General features: G+C 29.8%; 14 protein-coding genes. All 14 read right to left on the reverse strand.

Going from position 1 to position 16,713, the window contains the following annotated elements:
• Positions 1–51 precede the first annotated feature (51 nt).
• On the reverse strand, positions 52–1,203 hold the full coding sequence (locus P8F83_RS08485; protein WP_326514256.1) for an iron-containing alcohol dehydrogenase: 1,152 nt from the start codon (positions 1,201–1,203) through the stop codon (positions 52–54).
• Between the two features lie 14 nt (positions 1,204–1,217).
• A complete protein-coding gene (locus P8F83_RS08490) occupies positions 1,218–2,543 on the reverse strand; it encodes an aminotransferase class III-fold pyridoxal phosphate-dependent enzyme (protein ID WP_326514257.1) in 1,326 nt (441 codons plus the stop codon).
• Between the two features lie 169 nt (positions 2,544–2,712).
• A complete protein-coding gene (locus P8F83_RS08495) occupies positions 2,713–3,861 on the reverse strand; it encodes a PucR family transcriptional regulator (RefSeq protein WP_326514258.1) in 1,149 nt (382 codons plus the stop codon).
• Positions 3,862–4,072: 211 nt separating this feature from the next.
• Complete coding sequence (locus P8F83_RS08500; protein WP_326514259.1) at positions 4,073–4,888, reverse strand: hypothetical protein; 816 nt, start codon at positions 4,886–4,888, stop codon at positions 4,073–4,075.
• On the reverse strand, positions 4,882–5,577 hold the full coding sequence (locus P8F83_RS08505; RefSeq protein ID WP_326514260.1) for an ABC transporter ATP-binding protein: 696 nt from the start codon (positions 5,575–5,577) through the stop codon (positions 4,882–4,884). Before P8F83_RS08505 ends, P8F83_RS08500 begins: the two co-directional genes overlap by 7 nt.
• A complete protein-coding gene (locus P8F83_RS08510) occupies positions 5,564–5,938 on the reverse strand; it encodes a GntR family transcriptional regulator (protein ID WP_238907139.1) in 375 nt (124 codons plus the stop codon). The genes P8F83_RS08505 and P8F83_RS08510 overlap by 14 nt, the downstream gene beginning before the upstream one ends.
• 147 nt (positions 5,939–6,085) lie before the next feature.
• Complete coding sequence (locus tag P8F83_RS08515) at positions 6,086–6,997, reverse strand: AEC family transporter (RefSeq protein WP_326514261.1); 912 nt, start codon at positions 6,995–6,997, stop codon at positions 6,086–6,088.
• Between the two features lie 350 nt (positions 6,998–7,347).
• Positions 7,348–9,099 carry an ABC transporter ATP-binding protein gene (locus P8F83_RS08520; RefSeq protein ID WP_326514262.1) on the reverse strand — a complete coding sequence of 584 codons (1,752 nt, stop codon included), beginning with the start codon at positions 9,097–9,099 and terminating at the stop codon, positions 7,348–7,350.
• The gene (locus P8F83_RS08525; protein ID WP_326514830.1) at positions 9,092–10,867 is read right to left on the reverse strand and encodes an ABC transporter ATP-binding protein; all 1,776 of its coding nucleotides are present in this window, start codon (positions 10,865–10,867) and stop codon (positions 9,092–9,094) included. Before P8F83_RS08525 ends, P8F83_RS08520 begins: the two co-directional genes overlap by 8 nt.
• Positions 10,868–11,106: 239 nt before the next feature.
• Positions 11,107–12,096 (reverse strand): helix-turn-helix transcriptional regulator, encoded by a 990-nt coding sequence (locus P8F83_RS08530; protein WP_326514263.1) that lies wholly within the window; start codon positions 12,094–12,096, stop codon positions 11,107–11,109.
• A gap of 181 nt (positions 12,097–12,277) precedes the next feature.
• A complete protein-coding gene (locus P8F83_RS08535; protein WP_326514264.1) occupies positions 12,278–12,955 on the reverse strand; it encodes an NlpC/P60 family protein in 678 nt (225 codons plus the stop codon).
• A gap of 114 nt (positions 12,956–13,069) precedes the next feature.
• A complete protein-coding gene (locus tag P8F83_RS08540; RefSeq protein ID WP_326514265.1) occupies positions 13,070–14,077 on the reverse strand; it encodes a sugar ABC transporter substrate-binding protein in 1,008 nt (335 codons plus the stop codon).
• 165 nt (positions 14,078–14,242) lie between these two features.
• Positions 14,243–15,229, reverse strand: coding sequence for a LacI family DNA-binding transcriptional regulator (locus P8F83_RS08545; protein WP_326514266.1), 987 nt, complete (start codon positions 15,227–15,229; stop codon positions 14,243–14,245).
• On the reverse strand, positions 15,229–16,698 hold the full coding sequence (gtfA, locus tag P8F83_RS08550) for a sucrose phosphorylase (RefSeq protein WP_326514267.1): 1,470 nt from the start codon (positions 16,696–16,698) through the stop codon (positions 15,229–15,231). The genes P8F83_RS08545 and gtfA overlap by 1 nt, the downstream gene beginning before the upstream one ends.
• Between the last annotated feature and the right edge of the window lie 15 nt (positions 16,699–16,713).

A 16,713-nucleotide genomic window follows, 5' to 3' on the forward strand; every position in this document is an offset into this window, starting at 1 on the left:
AATATAAAAAATGACGCAAAACCTTAAGTTTTGCGCCATTGCAAATTATTTCTACCATAATCTTTCGTATATCTTTAATAAATCATCTTTTGAAACTTCTTTTATTGTATTTGATGGACTTCCACTGTTCATTGCATCTTGTGCCATCTTATCTACAAATTTATTAAACTCATCTTTATCTATACCATATTCTTTTAATGTAGGTATTTCACATACCTTACATAGCTCTGAGAGTTTATCTAAAAAAGCTTCTGAAGCTTCCTTATCACTTTTGCTTTCATCAGCTGCCCCGATTGCTCTTCCAATCTCACCAAATCTCTCATAGCTACCATCTAAAACATAGCTTAAACATTCCTTTATAAGCATTGCATTTGAAATACCATGTGGTACATGAAATAAAGCTCCTATAGGTCTACTCATTCCATGAACTATGGTTACAGAGGAATTGTTTATACACACTCCTGCTTCATAAGCAGCTATTGCCATTTCTTCTCTTGCTTTTTTATCTTCTCCATTTTTATATACAAGAGGCAAATACTTAAATATTTTTTTAATTGAAGATAAGGCAAAAGTATCTGTTAATGGATTAGCTTTTCTTGAAGTATAAGCTTCAACTGCGTGAGTTAATGCATCCATACCAGTAGCTGCTGTAACTCCTTTTGGAGCTGTAAGTGAAAACTTAGCATCAATAATTGCTAAATCAGGAAGCAGTGCTTCTCCTTTTAATAACATCTTTATATCTTTTTTTGAATCTGTAATAACTGTAAACTTTGTAGCTTCAGAGCCTGTTCCTGCTGTAGTAGGAATTAATACTAAGGGTGGAAACTTTCCTTCCATAGTTTGTCCCATGTAATCTGATATTTCTCCTTCAAGTTTTGTCATAGCTACTATTGCTTTTCCACTATCTAAAGGACTTCCTCCTCCTACTGCTATACAGAAATCACATTCGCCTTCTTTGTAAGCCTTAACTCCAGCTTCAATCATAACCTCTGTTGGTTCACCAGTTATTTCATTAAAAATTAAATAATCTATTTCCCATTTCTCTAAACAGTCAGTAATAATTTTAACTGTACCCATCTTAGTTACATTTTTACCTGATACAATAAGTGCCTTTTTTCCAAAGGATTTTATTATATTTTCACTTTGTTCAAGTGCACCATCTCCCATAATCGTACGTCCTGGTAAACTAAATTCATATGCCACTATTTTCACCTCATCTAGATAAATTCTTTGTCCACAATCTCAAGCACTTCATCTAATTTAGCTAACTCTTCAACTAGCTGCTCTTCTGTAATAATTAATGGTGGTGCTACAAGTATCATATTTTCATGAGTATAAGTCATAAACTTTCTTTCTTTAAGCATTCCTAAGATTTTTCCCATAACTCCTTCTGGATCTTTTCCATAAGGTACTAATGCCTCTTTTGTCTCTTTATCCTTAACTAATTCCACAGCTGAAAATAACCCAATATATCTTACATCCCCGACAGATGGATGTTTTTCCTTAATCTCTTCAAGTTTTTCGCCAAGTACTTTCCCAACCTTATTTACATTATCTAAGATGTTTTCTTCCTCATAATAATTAATACAAGCAAGTCCAGCTGCACAAGCTAGAGGATGTCCACTGTATGTTAAGCCACAAGATAATAAATTATCATCAAAATATGCTGCAATTTCACTACTTACTGCTACTCCCCCAAGTTGAACATACCCACAGGTTACACCTTTTGCAAAAGTTACGATGTCAGGTTTTACTCCAAAATTCTCAAATCCAAACATCTTACCTGTTCTACCCCATCCTGTCATTACTTCATCACATATCATTAAAATACCAAACTCATCACATAAAGCTCTAACTCCTGGTAAATAGCCCTTCGGTGGAATTATTATACCATTTGAACCTGTTATGGTTTCTAAAACTATAGCTGCAACACTGTTTGGACCTTCATATACTATCTGCTCTCTTAATTTTGCTAAATAGTATTTTGTTGCCTCTTCTTCAGATTTAAAATCTATAGCTTCCCTATAAATATACGGATCAAAAAACTTAACAAACCCTGGTATACCAGGTTCTAAAGTATATCTTCTAGGTTCACCAGTTAAGTTTCCTGCCCCAAATGATGATCCATGATAACTACGATAACGGCTAAATACCTTAGACTTACCTGTAAACATTCTTGCTATTTTAACAGCATTTTCATTAGATTCTGCACCTGCATTTGTAAAAAATACTTTTCCCATATTATCAGGCATTAATTCAATTATTTTCTTTGCAAGCTTGGCACGAGATTCTGCTCCAAAGGATGGACCTACAAAACAAAACTTGTCTACTTGTTCCTTAATTGCATCTCCTATTGCTTTATTCCCAAATCCAAGATTCATATTAACAAGTTGAGAAGACATATCTGTATATCTATTTCCATCATAATCCCAAAAATAAATTCCATCAGCTTTTTCAACGGATATTGGATTTAAATTTCCCTGTTTGCTCCATGATTGTAAATTATATTTCTTTAATGTACTTTTAATTTCCTCACCATTCATATCATAACACGCTCCCCTTAAATAAAAAGACGGAACTTATTCTATTGAACAAGCTCCGTCGCTGTTTATCAAATTTCTATTATTCATCTTTAACATGTTTATATTATATACCTGTGTTTTAATTAAATACAATGAATAGGTGACTAAATTTTTTTGTGCATATGCACACCTACATCAAATCTTTAATATAAAATCCTAAATAAAATCTTAACTTCTCATCTAATTCTAACGGATTAAATCCAGTTATTTTTTCAATTTTTTTAAGCTGATTATTAACTGTATTTCTATGAATATATTGTTTTTCAGCAACAAGACTTTGACTTCCGTTATTTTTTAAATATGTATATAAAAACTCCATTAAATCTGTATTATTTTCCTTATCATATTTCTCTAATTTACCTAAGGTCTCCTCATAATATGACTTTAGAATATTTTTATCCTTTGTATTTAATAAAATTTTATAAATATCTAATTTATCATAAAAAATTATCTCTTTGCCTTTTTTCTTAGCCATATTCATAGCTGTAAAAGCATTATTAAAATTTTCCGCCTGAACCTTTATTCCTGCCTTGTTTTCACCTACACCCATATAAATCTTACAGGAGTGCATATCCCATTCACTAAAGAAATTAGTTACAAAACTATTTATATTGTAGTCACTATAATTAACTAAAACCAAAACCCAGCAATCATTATGGGGAAAAGATATATAAAGCTCATGAATACTTCTAGCAATTCTTTCAGAATACATTCTAATTCTATTCATATTAAACTCTTCATCTTTTTCTCCTTCAAAAGACATTACAATAAAACAGAAATTACTATCCCTTAAATATCCATACCTCTCCATTTGAAGTATATGAGTCTCTAAATCTCCAATTTGAAATATAATATTTTTAATAGTTGTCGCAAGACTTATCTCCACTTGCTCACTTTGCATAATCCTAGAACATACATCCCTAGTTATATCAACCATCCTTGTTTCCCAAGGAATAGTATAAAGAGGCATGTTTACACTATTACAATATTTTATTACCTCTTCTGGAACCTCTTTAGTATAGGGCCCAATATTTATAACAAAGGCACTAGTTCCAACGTTATATAGTTTTTTCGTGTAATTTAAAAGCCAACCTTCTGTTTTATTAAGTATACCCGCAGTAAATACAACTTCATTTCCATGAAGAAATTTACTTACATCATCATCCTCTACGATATGTACCCACTCAACTAATTTGTTAAGTCCCTTGTTGCCTGCTATTAATTTCATTTGATAGAGTACAGCCCCATTTCCAAATAATTTTCCTACTGTAATTGACATTATATCGCCCCCAAGCAATTACATATTTTTATTTATTATATAACAAAAAATTTATCAAAGCGAATGTTAATATGCGTTATTTCATTTCCTTAAAATAAAAATAGAGATATAGAAATAGTAATTAGAAAAACTATTTCCACATCCCTATATATTTTTAAATTCTTTTGTTCTTATATTCCCACCAATTATTTTATACCAAAAGGCTCTTTCATTAGTATTCTATTCTTTTCTCCATAATATAAGATGTTCCTGCAAAAAAGAAGCTTAATATAACTATATCCAATATTATAGAACTTAAGCTACTTGCCATTCCTGTTGCTAATCCTTTAAAAAATGTAAAAGTTACTATTGGATAATTTTCAATTGCAATGGATAAGTATGTCATTATAGCTACTAACACTCCAAATGTTATAATACTTATAAAGGTTGAAAGCTTATTTTTATGAGTGATAGCTTTCGCTACAGCTGTACAAAAATTTATTAACAAATAAAATGCTGCGTAAGATAAAATCACAAAAATAATTGTAAATAGCAAAGAAAATGGATAATCAAGTATGATTTTAAACCAGTTATAAATTTGAGTTAATACAACTTTATCAAAATTACTCATAACTAAGATAAACATCATTACAGATGCAAGAGATATTATTGAACACCCAATAGTTACTACTATAGTTGATATTAACTTCGACAATACCTTTTTCCAAGAAGGTGCCGGTATCATAAGCTCTAAAGGAGCTTGCTTACCAGAAAGCTCTTTTTCATATCTTGTTACACCTTCAAAAAAAGGATATATACTTATAAGAAGAATAAATAAAAAATAAAATATTATACATATAAGAAATAAAAACCCGACTTTTTCACTTGTTATACTACCATCACCAAATAGCATTTCATTACCATTTCTACTGAGTAATATTCTGTTTGTAACTAATAATATTACTTCAATAAGAGCATACCCCAATAAAATATACTTCATACTTTTCCATTTTTTCATAAATTCATATTTTAATAAATTAATTAACATGCAAAAACCTCCCTATAAAGTTCATCAAGGGTTATACCTCTTTCTATTCTTAAATCCTCTGCATTTCCATAAAGCTCAACCTGTCCTTCTTTAAGAAAGTAAACTTCATCTAATAAACTCTCTACCTCATTAATAAGATGGCTTGTTATTATCATAGAACTTTCAAAGTTAAAGCCTTTTAAGATTGCCTTTAAGATTTGTTCTCTAGCTACTGGATCTACTCCATTTAAAGGTTCATCAAGCACTATTAATTTAGCGTCTCTAGCTAAGGTTAAAGCTAATGCTAACTTTTCCTTCATTCCTTTTGAAAGTCCTTTTACCGACATATCTAGCTCTAATTTCATAAAATCTAATAGTTCATAAAACTTTTCTGAGTTAAAATCCTTAAAAAATGATGTATATACCTTCTCTGCATCACTAATTTTCATCCAAGGATATAAAAAATCGCTATCTGGTAAATACGCAATCAACTCTTTTGTTTTATAACCTATCTCAGTATTACATACTTGAACTTTTCCATCAGTAGGTCTTGTTAAACCAGCTATTATCTTTAAAAATGTGGTTTTTCCACTTCCATTTGGTCCTAAAATACCTACTATTTTTCCTTTATCAACAGTTAAATCAACTCCATTTAAAGCTTTTTTGGTAAGATATTTTTTGCTTATTCCATTAACTTCAAGAATTTTCATTTAATTTTTCCTCCAATACCTTTAATAAATATTTAGAAATATCCTCTTTGTTCATTCCAAGTTCTTTCATTTCATCAACAAATCTTTCTGTGTATCTTTGAGCCTGGGTATCCTTAAGTTCCTTCAAAATGTCATCTCCCTCAACAATAAATGTTCCTATTCCTCTTTGAGAATATGTTATTCCTTCCCTCTCAAGTTCTTGAAAAACTCTCTGTACGGTATTTGGATTAACTTTAAAATTCTCTGAGAATTCTCTGACAGATGGCATTTTATCTCCCCCTTTAAGCCTTCCAGATACTATATCAGCCTTAATTTTTTGTATAATTTGCATATAAATCGGCGTACTTTCATTAAATTTCATAGCTGTTACAGCTCCTATCTATATTACTAGTGTACCACTATAATAATACACTCATATTTTAATGTCAATAGGCTCCATAAAAATTCTTTAGATAATTTTAAAAGCTACTATGAAGAAACCTCCTCATAGTAGCTTTTAAACTAATTTTTATGTAAATAACACTAATAAACCTGTCATTACGCAAATTGAAATTATAATACTTATTGAATTAGATAGAGCTGGCGCTGGGTTATCTGGATCTATCATTTTACTATAAACTGCTGAAATTGTTGATAGGGGAGCAAATAAAATGAGAATAATCATTTGTTTGGCCAAAATAGGAAGTGGTATTAAAAAATATACTAATACTGCTATTATAATATTTCCCATGTACCTAGTTCCTAATATCTTCATAACAGATTTAGCTTGCTGTTTAGTAATATTTATCTCTAACATAATCCCAATCATAAGCATTGCAAGAAATCCATTAGCATTTCCAATCATGGCTGCTATAGAAATAACTTCTTTTGGAATTACTATTTTAAAAATTGAAAGAATAAGCAAAAGAAGATATATATCAAATGGAAAAGATTTAAACAAAACCTTGAATAGATTCTTAAAGTTTATTCTCCCATTTCCTTCAACTTCATTTTTTGCAAGTGCATAAGAACCGCCTAAAACCATAAAGGAATTTCCTATATCAAACATACACATATAAACAAGAGCTAAGGGTTCAAAAAAACTTGCTGCAAAAGGAATAGCAAAATTACCAACATTATAGCCTGTACAATTAATCATATTAATTGCTTTTCCAATAGAAGAATTCTTATAACTTGTAAATTTAGAAAAATATAAATTAAATAAATTACTTAAAAACCCTACCAAAATTATTATAATTGCTGAAGAATTTATACTCATTCCACTTGCTCCAGATATTAAAGCTGCTGGAAGAGTTATATTCATAATTATCTTAGATAAAAAAATCCCATCATCTCTCTTAAAAAATCCTTTTCTCTTAAGCATGTACCCAATAAAAATAATAAAAATAAATCCTGCTGATTTAACCAATACTGCTTCCATTCTCATCACCTTTCTTCTTTTAAACTATAACTTCTACTTAATATTTTCTACATCTATTTCTATAAATAATTTCAATAGATTTTATTATAACATTAATTCACTCGTATTGTTTTCAAAATCAGCAATTGCATACTTTAGAGGATTCTTCCTTAATCAACTTACTTTTAATTTCTGATGTTCTGATGTTCTGATGTTTTGCGCAATTACGCAATTGCGCAATTGATTAATTGATTAATTGCGCATTGATTTTTTATAATGAAATAGATTTCTCTTAGGAAGCTTAAAAAGTTAAACTTATCTACTGAAAAATAGCAGAGAATTTCATTAAAAATCCTCTGCTACTATTTACTTTATACACTCCAGCCTAAACTTTCCTTTTGGATGTTATAAAGTTTTTCATACAATCCTTTATTTTTTATTAGGGTATTATGAGTGCCTTCTTCAACGACTCTACCATTATCTAAAACTATTATTTTGTCAGCTCCAACTACAGTTCTTAGTCTATGTGCAATCACAATAACAGTTTTTCCTTTTATTAATCTTGAAATAGCCTGCTGAATTAAAACTTCATTTTCTGGATCTAAAGAAGCCGTTGCCTCATCAAGAAGAACAATTGGTGCATTTTTAAGTAATGCACGTGCTATAGATATTCTTTGTCTTTCTCCTCCAGATAAAGTGCTTCCATTTTCTCCAAGCAAAGTATCATAGCCATTTGGTAAGCTGGCTACAAATTCATCACAGCAAGCAGCTTTAGCAGCCTCCATAATCTCTTCTCTTGTAGCATCCATATTACCAATTTTTATATTGTTATATATACTATCATTAAAAAGTACCACATCTTGAAATACAAAAGACATGTAACTCATCAAATGCTCAGGATCAAGGCTTTTTACATCAACTCCGCCTATTTTTATTGCCCCTTTATTTACATCCCAAAATCTAGCTATTAATTTTGATATAGTACTTTTACCAGAACCTGACGGGCCTACTAAGGCTGTTATACCATCAGCTGGAATAGCCATTGTAATATCTTTTATAACTGCTTTTTCTAAAGAATTCACTTCGTTATAAGAGAAAGTTACATTTTCAAAATTAATGTTATAATTTCTTAATTCAATATCTGTACTTCCTTCCATAATAGGTGTGTTAATTAAAGTTCTCATTCTTTTTGTTGATAATCTTAGATATAAAAGTTCTGGAAGGAGTGTTAATTCCACAAGTACTGGACCATATATTCTCACAACAATTAAGAAAAACATAAGTAAGGGAATTAATTCAATTTTCCCACCTGTTAAAAGATAAGTTCCTACAAAAACAGTAAGTCCTACACCAGCTTGTACAACTATTTGAGCTCCAGTAACAAATATTCCAGTTCCAAATTCCATTTGAATGGCCATCTTTTTCATATTTTTAAGAGCGTCATCTAATTTTTCAAACTTCTCTCCATCCAAACCACAAGCTTTAATTACTTTAATACCTTCTAGGTACTCTTGTACTTGGTCAGAAGCTCTAAGTTTAGCCTCTATTTGTTTTCCACTTAACTTATTTTGTATTTTTTTACTACCCAATATAATGAAAAATGCTATTGGTACAGTACAAAAAACAGTTAAAGCTAATCTCCAATCAAAAAATCCAAGAAGTATGGTTATAACTGATATAGAAATTCCATTAGAAATTAATTGAGGAATAATATGACTAAGAACATGCTCAGTAGTTGCACAATCCCCCATCATATTTGTTGTAAGCTCTGATAAATCCTTCGAATTAAAAAAGCTCATTGGAAGTTTTCTTATATGTTCAGCTATACTAATACGTGTTGCCTCTGCCTCATTATAAGAAGTTACATAGGTTTTCTTATAATCATTTTTGTTTGCAAGAAAAACTAAAATTGCAGCTACTATTCCAGCCCCCAAAAGCATCCACATCTTTTCCCAAGATATCTCCTCTTTCATAAGTGGTTTTAAAAGTTCTTTAAATATCTCTATCGTTATTCCAAAAGGTAGCATAAGAGAAAAATTTGTTATGGTACATGCTAAAATTGCCTTCTTTAAGTCTGAATATCCTTTATCACTTAGAAATAACACTTCTTTTAATTTAAGCATTTACTTCCACCCCCTCTTTAGTACCTATTTTCCAATCAAGAGATTTTGTATACATTTCCCACATATCATGGTATTTGCCTTTTTCCCGAATAAGTTTCTCATGTGTACCTTCTTCAACTAATATTCCTTTTTGCATAACTAATATTCTATTTGCACTCCTTATTGTTGATAAGCGATGTGCTATTATTATAACTGTTTTATTTTGAATTAATTTTTCAAAAGCTTTTTGAATCAAATATTCATTTTCTGGATCAGAAAAAGCTGTAGCCTCATCTAGTACTATTATAGGTGCATTTTTAACGATAGCCCTTGCTATTACTATACGCTGTCTTTCTCCTCCAGATAGATGAACTCCTTTTGTTCCAACTACAGTATTATAACCATTTGGAAGTTTCATTATAAACTCATGGCATTGAGCAGCTTTAGCGGCTTCAATAACCTCTTTATCTGATGCATGTTGATTTCCTATTCTTATGTTATCCATTATACTTTGCTTAAATAGAAACACATCTTGAAACACAAAACTAACCATGTCCATTAAATGAGAAAGACTAATATTGCGTATATCTACTCCTCCAATTTCTATGTTTCCTTCAGTTACATCATAAAAACGAGGAATTAAATGAGCAATTGTACTTTTCCCTCCTCCAGAAGGTCCAACTATAGCAGTTACTTGTCCCTGAATAGCTTTAAAGGATAAATCTTTTAAAGCTGAAGTTTCACTATCTTCATCATATGAAAAAGAAACCTTATTAAAGGAAATAGAATAATCTTTTGGCTTTTCTAAACTATCTTTATCTTCTAATACTTCTTTATTAAGTATTCCATCCATTCTCTCTACTCCCCCTATAATCTGCATACCATTACTGGATACATACATTATTTTCATCATTACGGAAGATATTGATGGAACAAAAATAAGATAAAATATAAAAGTTATTGCAAAAGATTCATAATCATTGGTTTTACTACCAATTAATATTCCCACTGGAATTAAGAATAAGTATATGTTATTTACTATTGTAGTAAAGCCTGACATATAGTTTTCCCAGCTTAAAGTATATGGAATTACAAAACTAGTATACCTTTTGATAGTCTCATGGAGTCTTCTAAAAGAATATACTGTCTGCTTAAAGGCTTTAACTACTGAAATACCACGAATATATTCTACAGATGCATTATTCATATCTTCTAGAGACATCTGATAGTTTTTCATCATAGCTTTTGCGCCTTCATTTCCATAAGCTTTAAATTCTAGCATAAAAGCTATTACTATTCCTACTAATGCAGCGAGTCCAAATCTCCAGTCAACTCCAAGAAGAATTATAAGCATAACTATAGGAGCTACAAAGGCTGCTACTATATCAGGAAGCTGGTGGGCTATAAACCCTTCTATTTTTTCAATATTTTCATCCATTATTTTACGCATCTTACCACTGCCAATGGTCAAATGAAAACCTAGTGGAAGTTTAGCTAAATGAGATGCAAAATTTACTTTTAATTCATAAAGTGTTCCAAAAGCCGCAAGATGAGAGCATACTAAAGCTCCAAAATACAATAAAATATTTAATATTATTCCTCCAAAAGCTATCCATCCAAAGTTTAATGTTCTTTCTACATCCAAACTATTGAAATCTCCATAACTCCCCATTATTTCGCCTATGATATAATAAATAGCTATATATGGAACAAAAGAAGCTATTGATGCTAAAGCTGAAAGTATGACCGAGCTAATCATTAAAGGTTTTTTAGTTGTAGCAAGTTCCATAAGTCTTGCTATACCAGTTTTTTGTTTTGTATTTTTCTCCACATTTATCCCTCTTTTCAATTTTTAAGTTTAAAAAGTTTATACCTCCTTATTATTGATAATCATTATCATCATATAACTAAAAAAAATATCCTATTTAACTAGGACACTTTTCCTTACTCACCTTATAATAGCTAAAACTCTTTATTCTTATCTACTTCTAAAAGACATTTATCTAGTTCTTAAAGACATACTATCTTTTATTTTGTTCTTGATTTAGAATATTCGCTTGGACTAAACCCATATCGTTCTTTAAAACTCCTACTAAAGTAACCTATATTACTGTATCCAACCATACTTGCCGCTTCTTTAACCTTAACTTCTGATTTATCTAATAATTCTCTAGCTTTATCCATTCTCTTGTCAACAACGTATTCGTATATGTTTTTCCCAAATACTTTCTTGAAATTATTTTTAAGTTTTGTTTGACTTATAAATGCTAACTTTGAAAGTTCATTGATAGTTAAAGGCTCAACATAATTACTATCTATTATTTCCTTTATTCTAGTTATATTTTGAAGATCTTCTCTACTAATGTTTCCTTCTATTTTCTGAATAACACTATTATCTTTTAAATCCTTTGCCATAGTAGTTAACAATTCAAGAATTTTCCCTTCTATATACAAAGGTTTTAAGCTTCCTGAATAATTACAATCTAAAATATCTTTAAGAATTAATTTACTGTTAAGAGACATAGATATCTTACTTAATTTTCCTACAGAAAAATCTGAAATAAATTCTTTAGTAAAATGTTCATCTATTACATTTCTAAATCTCTTTTCATCTATTCCCATTCCAAGCCCCATATATCTTTCTCCTGCATTCATTTGGCTTTTTGTAATAAATTCATAGCTATTATGTATAAAACACTCATTTTTTTCTAATATAAAACTTTCTTTATTATTTACATTTTTCCACTCAAAAAAATCAGAAACACAAAAGGATAAAAATAAGCAATTAACCTTAGCAACTTCATTAAAAATAATGTTTTCATTAAAAGTAAAATCGCAAATAGTTATCTTCATACTTTCATTTGGAATAATTGAAGAAAAGTATCCTCTACCAAAATCTTTAGGCAATTCATAAAAATAATCATAACTATCTGAATTAAATATATTTTCAATATTATTTTTTTTGAGCCTATCTTTTTTATCTATAACTTCAACATAAGTACACATTTTATCATACATATTTATCCACCCCTTAAGGATATCAATTTTACATTATAACTAATTGAAAATTATTATCAACTAAATATTAACTCTATGTCTCTATACTGTCAATGATTAAATGTAATTATTTGCCTAATAATTACATAAAAAAGAAACTATTCTAATGTCCTTTGAATAGTTTCTTACACAAAACTCGATTTTACTTTTTCATTAATCTTATTGGAATATAGCCATCCTTAATTAGAGCTTTCTTAGATCGTACATCTTTTCTTGCAACTGGAACAGATCCATTAGGTGTATTTATAACTACATTTTGTTCATATATTATGAGTTCATCTTTATTTTCCTTATTAGTTTCAACATATAACATTACGTGACCTTTTCCTTTACCGTCATCTAAAAGAAGGGCATCTGCTGGTTTAATCTCATTCCATGAAACTTTTTTAATATATCTTCCGTCTATCTTTTCTTTTTTCTCTACTGCATTATATAATGTTAAGGTAGTTTGTCTACTTATCCCCCAAGCTGCACTTACATAGCCCGAACAGTCATTACCATATAACTCACTACTATCTTTTATCTTTTTTAAAAACTCTTTGGCTGATGTTGCTTGGTAGCCATCCATACTATAGGGTATTCCCATATAAGTTTTTCCTTTAGAGAAAGTAAACTTTGCACTTTTGTCATTTAAGTCATATTTAGGAGTCCATTTTACATTAGCCATTTCCTCTGCTTTTTTAAGAATTTCTTTTCTAGTAGAATCTGATATTTCCTTATTGCTTGAACCACTAAAAAGTATAAATACACAAAAAGTAATAAGTAATCCTATTGGTATTAAAAATATGTTTATTATGTTCCTATAACCTTTAGTTCTCATGTATTCACCTTACCTTAATACTAAATTTCTGTCTTTTCAATCTTATTCAACATAAGGTAGGTATATTCACTTATTAGAAATATTTTATGTTTACTACAATATACTTTTTATTCGTTAAAATCCATCCTTATAATATTCAGTTTCTTTAAAAGTAGTGTACAAATTAGATTTATCTATAGCTATTGGTTCAATTAATATAGATGGTACATCTTTTTTTCCGTTATTTTTAATAGCATTGTAATCTATATATTTTCCTTCAACCAATTTTATAGCTGTCTCTATTGCTACTTTCCCGAGTTCTCTTGAATCTTTTAATACAGTCATGCTTTGTGTTCCTTGAATTATTCTTTGGATTGCAGCTAAATCAGCATCTTGCCCAGTAACTGCAACTTTTCCAGCTAGTCCTTGATTTTCTAATGCCTTAATTGAAGCCCCAGCTATTGCATCATTTGGTGATAATATAGCATCAACTCTATTAGCGCTTTTAACCAAGGCCTCCTCAACTATTTTAAAGGCATTATTTGGATCCCAGCCCTTTACCACTTGATCTGTGACAACTCGAATTTCTCTCATAAAAATAAGCGGCTGAATATAAGTCATAGCTCCCTCTCTAAGTAGTCCTTCACTTGGTTCTCCTGATAGAAGTATATAATTACCTTTAGGTACATTTTTAGTTAAATATCTTCCTTGAAATTCTCCAACTCTAATTATATTAAAACTTATATATACATCTACATTTGAGCTTTTTATCAATAGATCATAAGCTATAACCTTTATTCCAGCTTCTTTAGCTTTATCAACTAATGATGCTTCATCACCATGATCTATAGACGTGATAATCAAAGCATTTACCCCTTCAGACATAAGCTTCTCTACAGCAATTCTCTGCTTTTCTATATTAAAATCATTAAATTCTATTTTTATATTAACTTCTCTAAGTCTTGCTTCTCTCTCCATTGCTTCTTTATCTCTAACCCATCTAGACTCTCTTTGATTAGGCAAAATAACTCCTATAAACACATGATGTCTTGCTCTTTTTATATTATTTTTTTCTAAGCCTAATATATCAAAATTAATATACCTTATTGGAACACTAAAAACTTCTGGTTTTGATAAATACATATTTACCACCTATCTAATTTTTATCCTATAATTTAATATTCAAATTATAGACTTATAAGTACAACTTTCATTACCTAAATGAAACATTTTATGAAATTTATTAGCTTACACTAAAATAAACCTCATACATTATAAAAATGCGAGGTTTATTTGTTTAATTTATTATTAAGTTGTTTTTCTTTCAATTAAAGTTATAGGTAAAGTATTTTCAAGTTCTACTTCTTTATTTTCAATTTTATTTATTAATACCTTTATAAGAAGCTTTCCAATATCCTCTATCGGTTGTTTTATCGTAGTTAAAGGTGGAACTATTAAAGATGCTATATTAATATCGTCATAACCTACAATTTTTATATCCTCAGGTATTTTTTTGTTGAACTCATTACCAACTTGAATTAGGGATGCAGCTATCATATCACTACTTGCAAATACTCCATCAATATCTGGATGTTCCTTAAAAAGTTTATATGCAAGTTTTTTATAATTCTCAACTATATCAAGTTTCTCCTCCATAACTACGTAGCTAACTCCTCTTTCCTTTACTACATCCATAAAAGCTTCATATCTTCTATTAGCTGGTGTACTTAGTTTTAGTGGACCACTTATATGAGCTATTTTTCTACATCCTTTATCTATTAAAAGATTGGTTGCAAGTACTCCACCTCTATAATTGTCAGAGGTTACAAAGGGTATATCCATAGAAAAATCTCTATCTATAGCTACAATAGGCAATTTTGAACTTAAATACTCTGATGGATCTAGGGTATGACTTCCTATTATTATCCCATCTACCTGATTTCTTTTAAGCATTTCTATATAATCTTTTTCTTTTTCCTTCTCTTCATATGAGTTGCATATAAGTACCTTATAGTTTTCCTTATAAGCATAGTACTCTATGTAATTAGTTAACTCTCCAAAAAATGGATGAGCTACATTAGGTACTATTAACCCAATGATGTTAGATTTTTTCTTTAGTAAAGAACGTGCTACTTCATTTGGTTGATAATTAAGCTCTCTCATAGCTTCATATACTTTGTTTCTCGTAGCTTCACTTATATATCCTCTGTTATTTAAAACCCTTGAAACTGTTGTTACTGTAACCTCTGCTACCTTCGCAACATCTTTTATAGTTGCCATAATAATTCCTTTCATTAAACTATATATTGTGCTTCCCTGTCATCCTCATCTATATAATCTATTATAGTCTTATTGTTTTTAAGGTCTATAAATAATGTGCAATATTTATCTCCTTTTTTCCAATTAAGTTTAACTTCTTTTTTTGAAGAATCTAAAACCTTAAATTCTCCGTTAAAAGCGTCATAATTATTCCTAAAATCAATAAGTTTTAAAAGCCTTTTTACAACATCTTTATTTATGGCTTTATCTATTTCTTCTAAGGTAAAGTTGTGACGATTAATTTCACGTCCTTCACCAGTTTCTTTCACTGCTTCAACATCATTTTCTCCTGCTAAAAGCCCTACATAATAAACCTGTGGAATGCCTGGAGTAAAAAATTGAATAGCTCTAGCTGCCAAATATGCATCATCGTCGCAATCTAAAACAGAATAATAGGTGCACCTTATTTGGTGTACATCAAAACCATCTTCATCTTTGTGTTCATCTGATAGAATAAGGCTTAAATTAGATCCTCTTTCTAAACATACATCAACAAGTTTTTTAGCTTCCTTTGTATCTATAAGTCCATCCATATCAGGTTTAACTGGTATTCCATCATGACAATCAAGCATAGTGAATTGTTTCATTGGACGTACCTTTAGATATTCACAAAGTTTTTCACTAGATTTATTTAAAAGTGTTTCTAAAATCATATAAGGCAAAATAAAATCATATATCCAAAAACCCTTCTCAGCTAATTTATATTGAATAGAATAATGAGAATGAACTTCTGGAAGTAGTTCAATATCTAAAGAATCTGCTAATTCTTTAATCCAATTAAGAAAATCATATATCTCAGGTTCTACAAAAAAGCAACTGCTACCTAACTTTTTAATAACATACCCTATAGCATCTAACCTTACTATTTTTACTCCATTTCTACTAAAGTTTATAAAAAAATCTTCAAATAGCTTTTTAACTTTAGGTGAATTTATATCTAAATCTATCTGCTCTGAGGGAGTTGTTTTCCCAAAAGTCGTCCATACCCTCTCTTCTTCACCAGTTTTTTCTATTTTAAATGTTGAATAAGGCACTTCTCTTCTTAAAAACATTTTGTTTATATCTTCTTTAATAGGCTCTCCATCTTTCCATAACTTATCTAAGGTTATAAATAAGTCAACATGTTCTGATTCTCTTCCACTTTTTAAAAAGTCCTTAAAGTAGGAAGATTGTCTAGAAATATGATTAACCATTAAATCCACTAATATATCAAATTTTTCTCCTATAGCTTTTACATCTTCCCATGTTCCAAAACTAGGTTCTATCTCTAAATAAGTCAAGGGCGCAAAACCTCTATCTCCTGAGGATGGAAAAGGAGGTAAAATGTGAATTCCACCTTTAAAAGTATCAGGGAAATATTTTAATAATACCTTATTTAGTTTTTTTAAATCTCCACCTAATGAATCTGGGTAAGTAATAAGTTGTACTTTATTTTTAACTGCCATTCTTATTTCCTCCTA

Source organism: Clostridium intestinale (assembly GCF_035905475.1).
In the GTDB taxonomy this organism is placed as follows: Bacteria; Bacillota; Clostridia; order Clostridiales; family Clostridiaceae; genus Clostridium_T; species Clostridium_T intestinale.

Excerpts from the sequence above, each read along its gene's own strand:
- P8F83_RS08490 (WP_326514257.1), bottom strand. The coding sequence starts at position 2,543 with ATGAATGGTGAGGAAATTAAAAGTACATTAAAGAAATATAATTTACAA.
- P8F83_RS08495 (WP_326514258.1), bottom strand. The coding sequence starts at position 3,861 with ATGTCAATTACAGTAGGAAAATTATTTGGAAATGGGGCTGTACTCTAT.
- P8F83_RS08500 (WP_326514259.1), bottom strand. The coding sequence starts at position 4,888 with ATGTTAATTAATTTATTAAAATATGAATTTATGAAAAAATGGAAAAGT.
- P8F83_RS08505 (WP_326514260.1), bottom strand. The coding sequence starts at position 5,577 with ATGAAAATTCTTGAAGTTAATGGAATAAGCAAAAAATATCTTACCAAA.
- P8F83_RS08510 (WP_238907139.1), bottom strand. The coding sequence starts at position 5,938 with ATGAAATTTAATGAAAGTACGCCGATTTATATGCAAATTATACAAAAA.
- P8F83_RS08515 (WP_326514261.1), bottom strand. The coding sequence starts at position 6,997 with ATGGAAGCAGTATTGGTTAAATCAGCAGGATTTATTTTTATTATTTTT.
- P8F83_RS08520 (WP_326514262.1), bottom strand. The coding sequence starts at position 9,099 with ATGCTTAAATTAAAAGAAGTGTTATTTCTAAGTGATAAAGGATATTCA.
- P8F83_RS08525 (WP_326514830.1), bottom strand. The coding sequence starts at position 10,867 with ATGGAACTTGCTACAACTAAAAAACCTTTAATGATTAGCTCGGTCATA.
- P8F83_RS08530 (WP_326514263.1), bottom strand. The coding sequence starts at position 12,096 with ATGTATGATAAAATGTGTACTTATGTTGAAGTTATAGATAAAAAAGAT.
- P8F83_RS08535 (WP_326514264.1), bottom strand. The coding sequence starts at position 12,955 with ATGAGAACTAAAGGTTATAGGAACATAATAAACATATTTTTAATACCA.
- P8F83_RS08540 (WP_326514265.1), bottom strand. The coding sequence starts at position 14,077 with ATGTATTTATCAAAACCAGAAGTTTTTAGTGTTCCAATAAGGTATATT.
- P8F83_RS08545 (WP_326514266.1), bottom strand. The coding sequence starts at position 15,229 with ATGAAAGGAATTATTATGGCAACTATAAAAGATGTTGCGAAGGTAGCA.
- gtfA (WP_326514267.1), bottom strand. The coding sequence starts at position 16,698 with ATGGCAGTTAAAAATAAAGTACAACTTATTACTTACCCAGATTCATTA.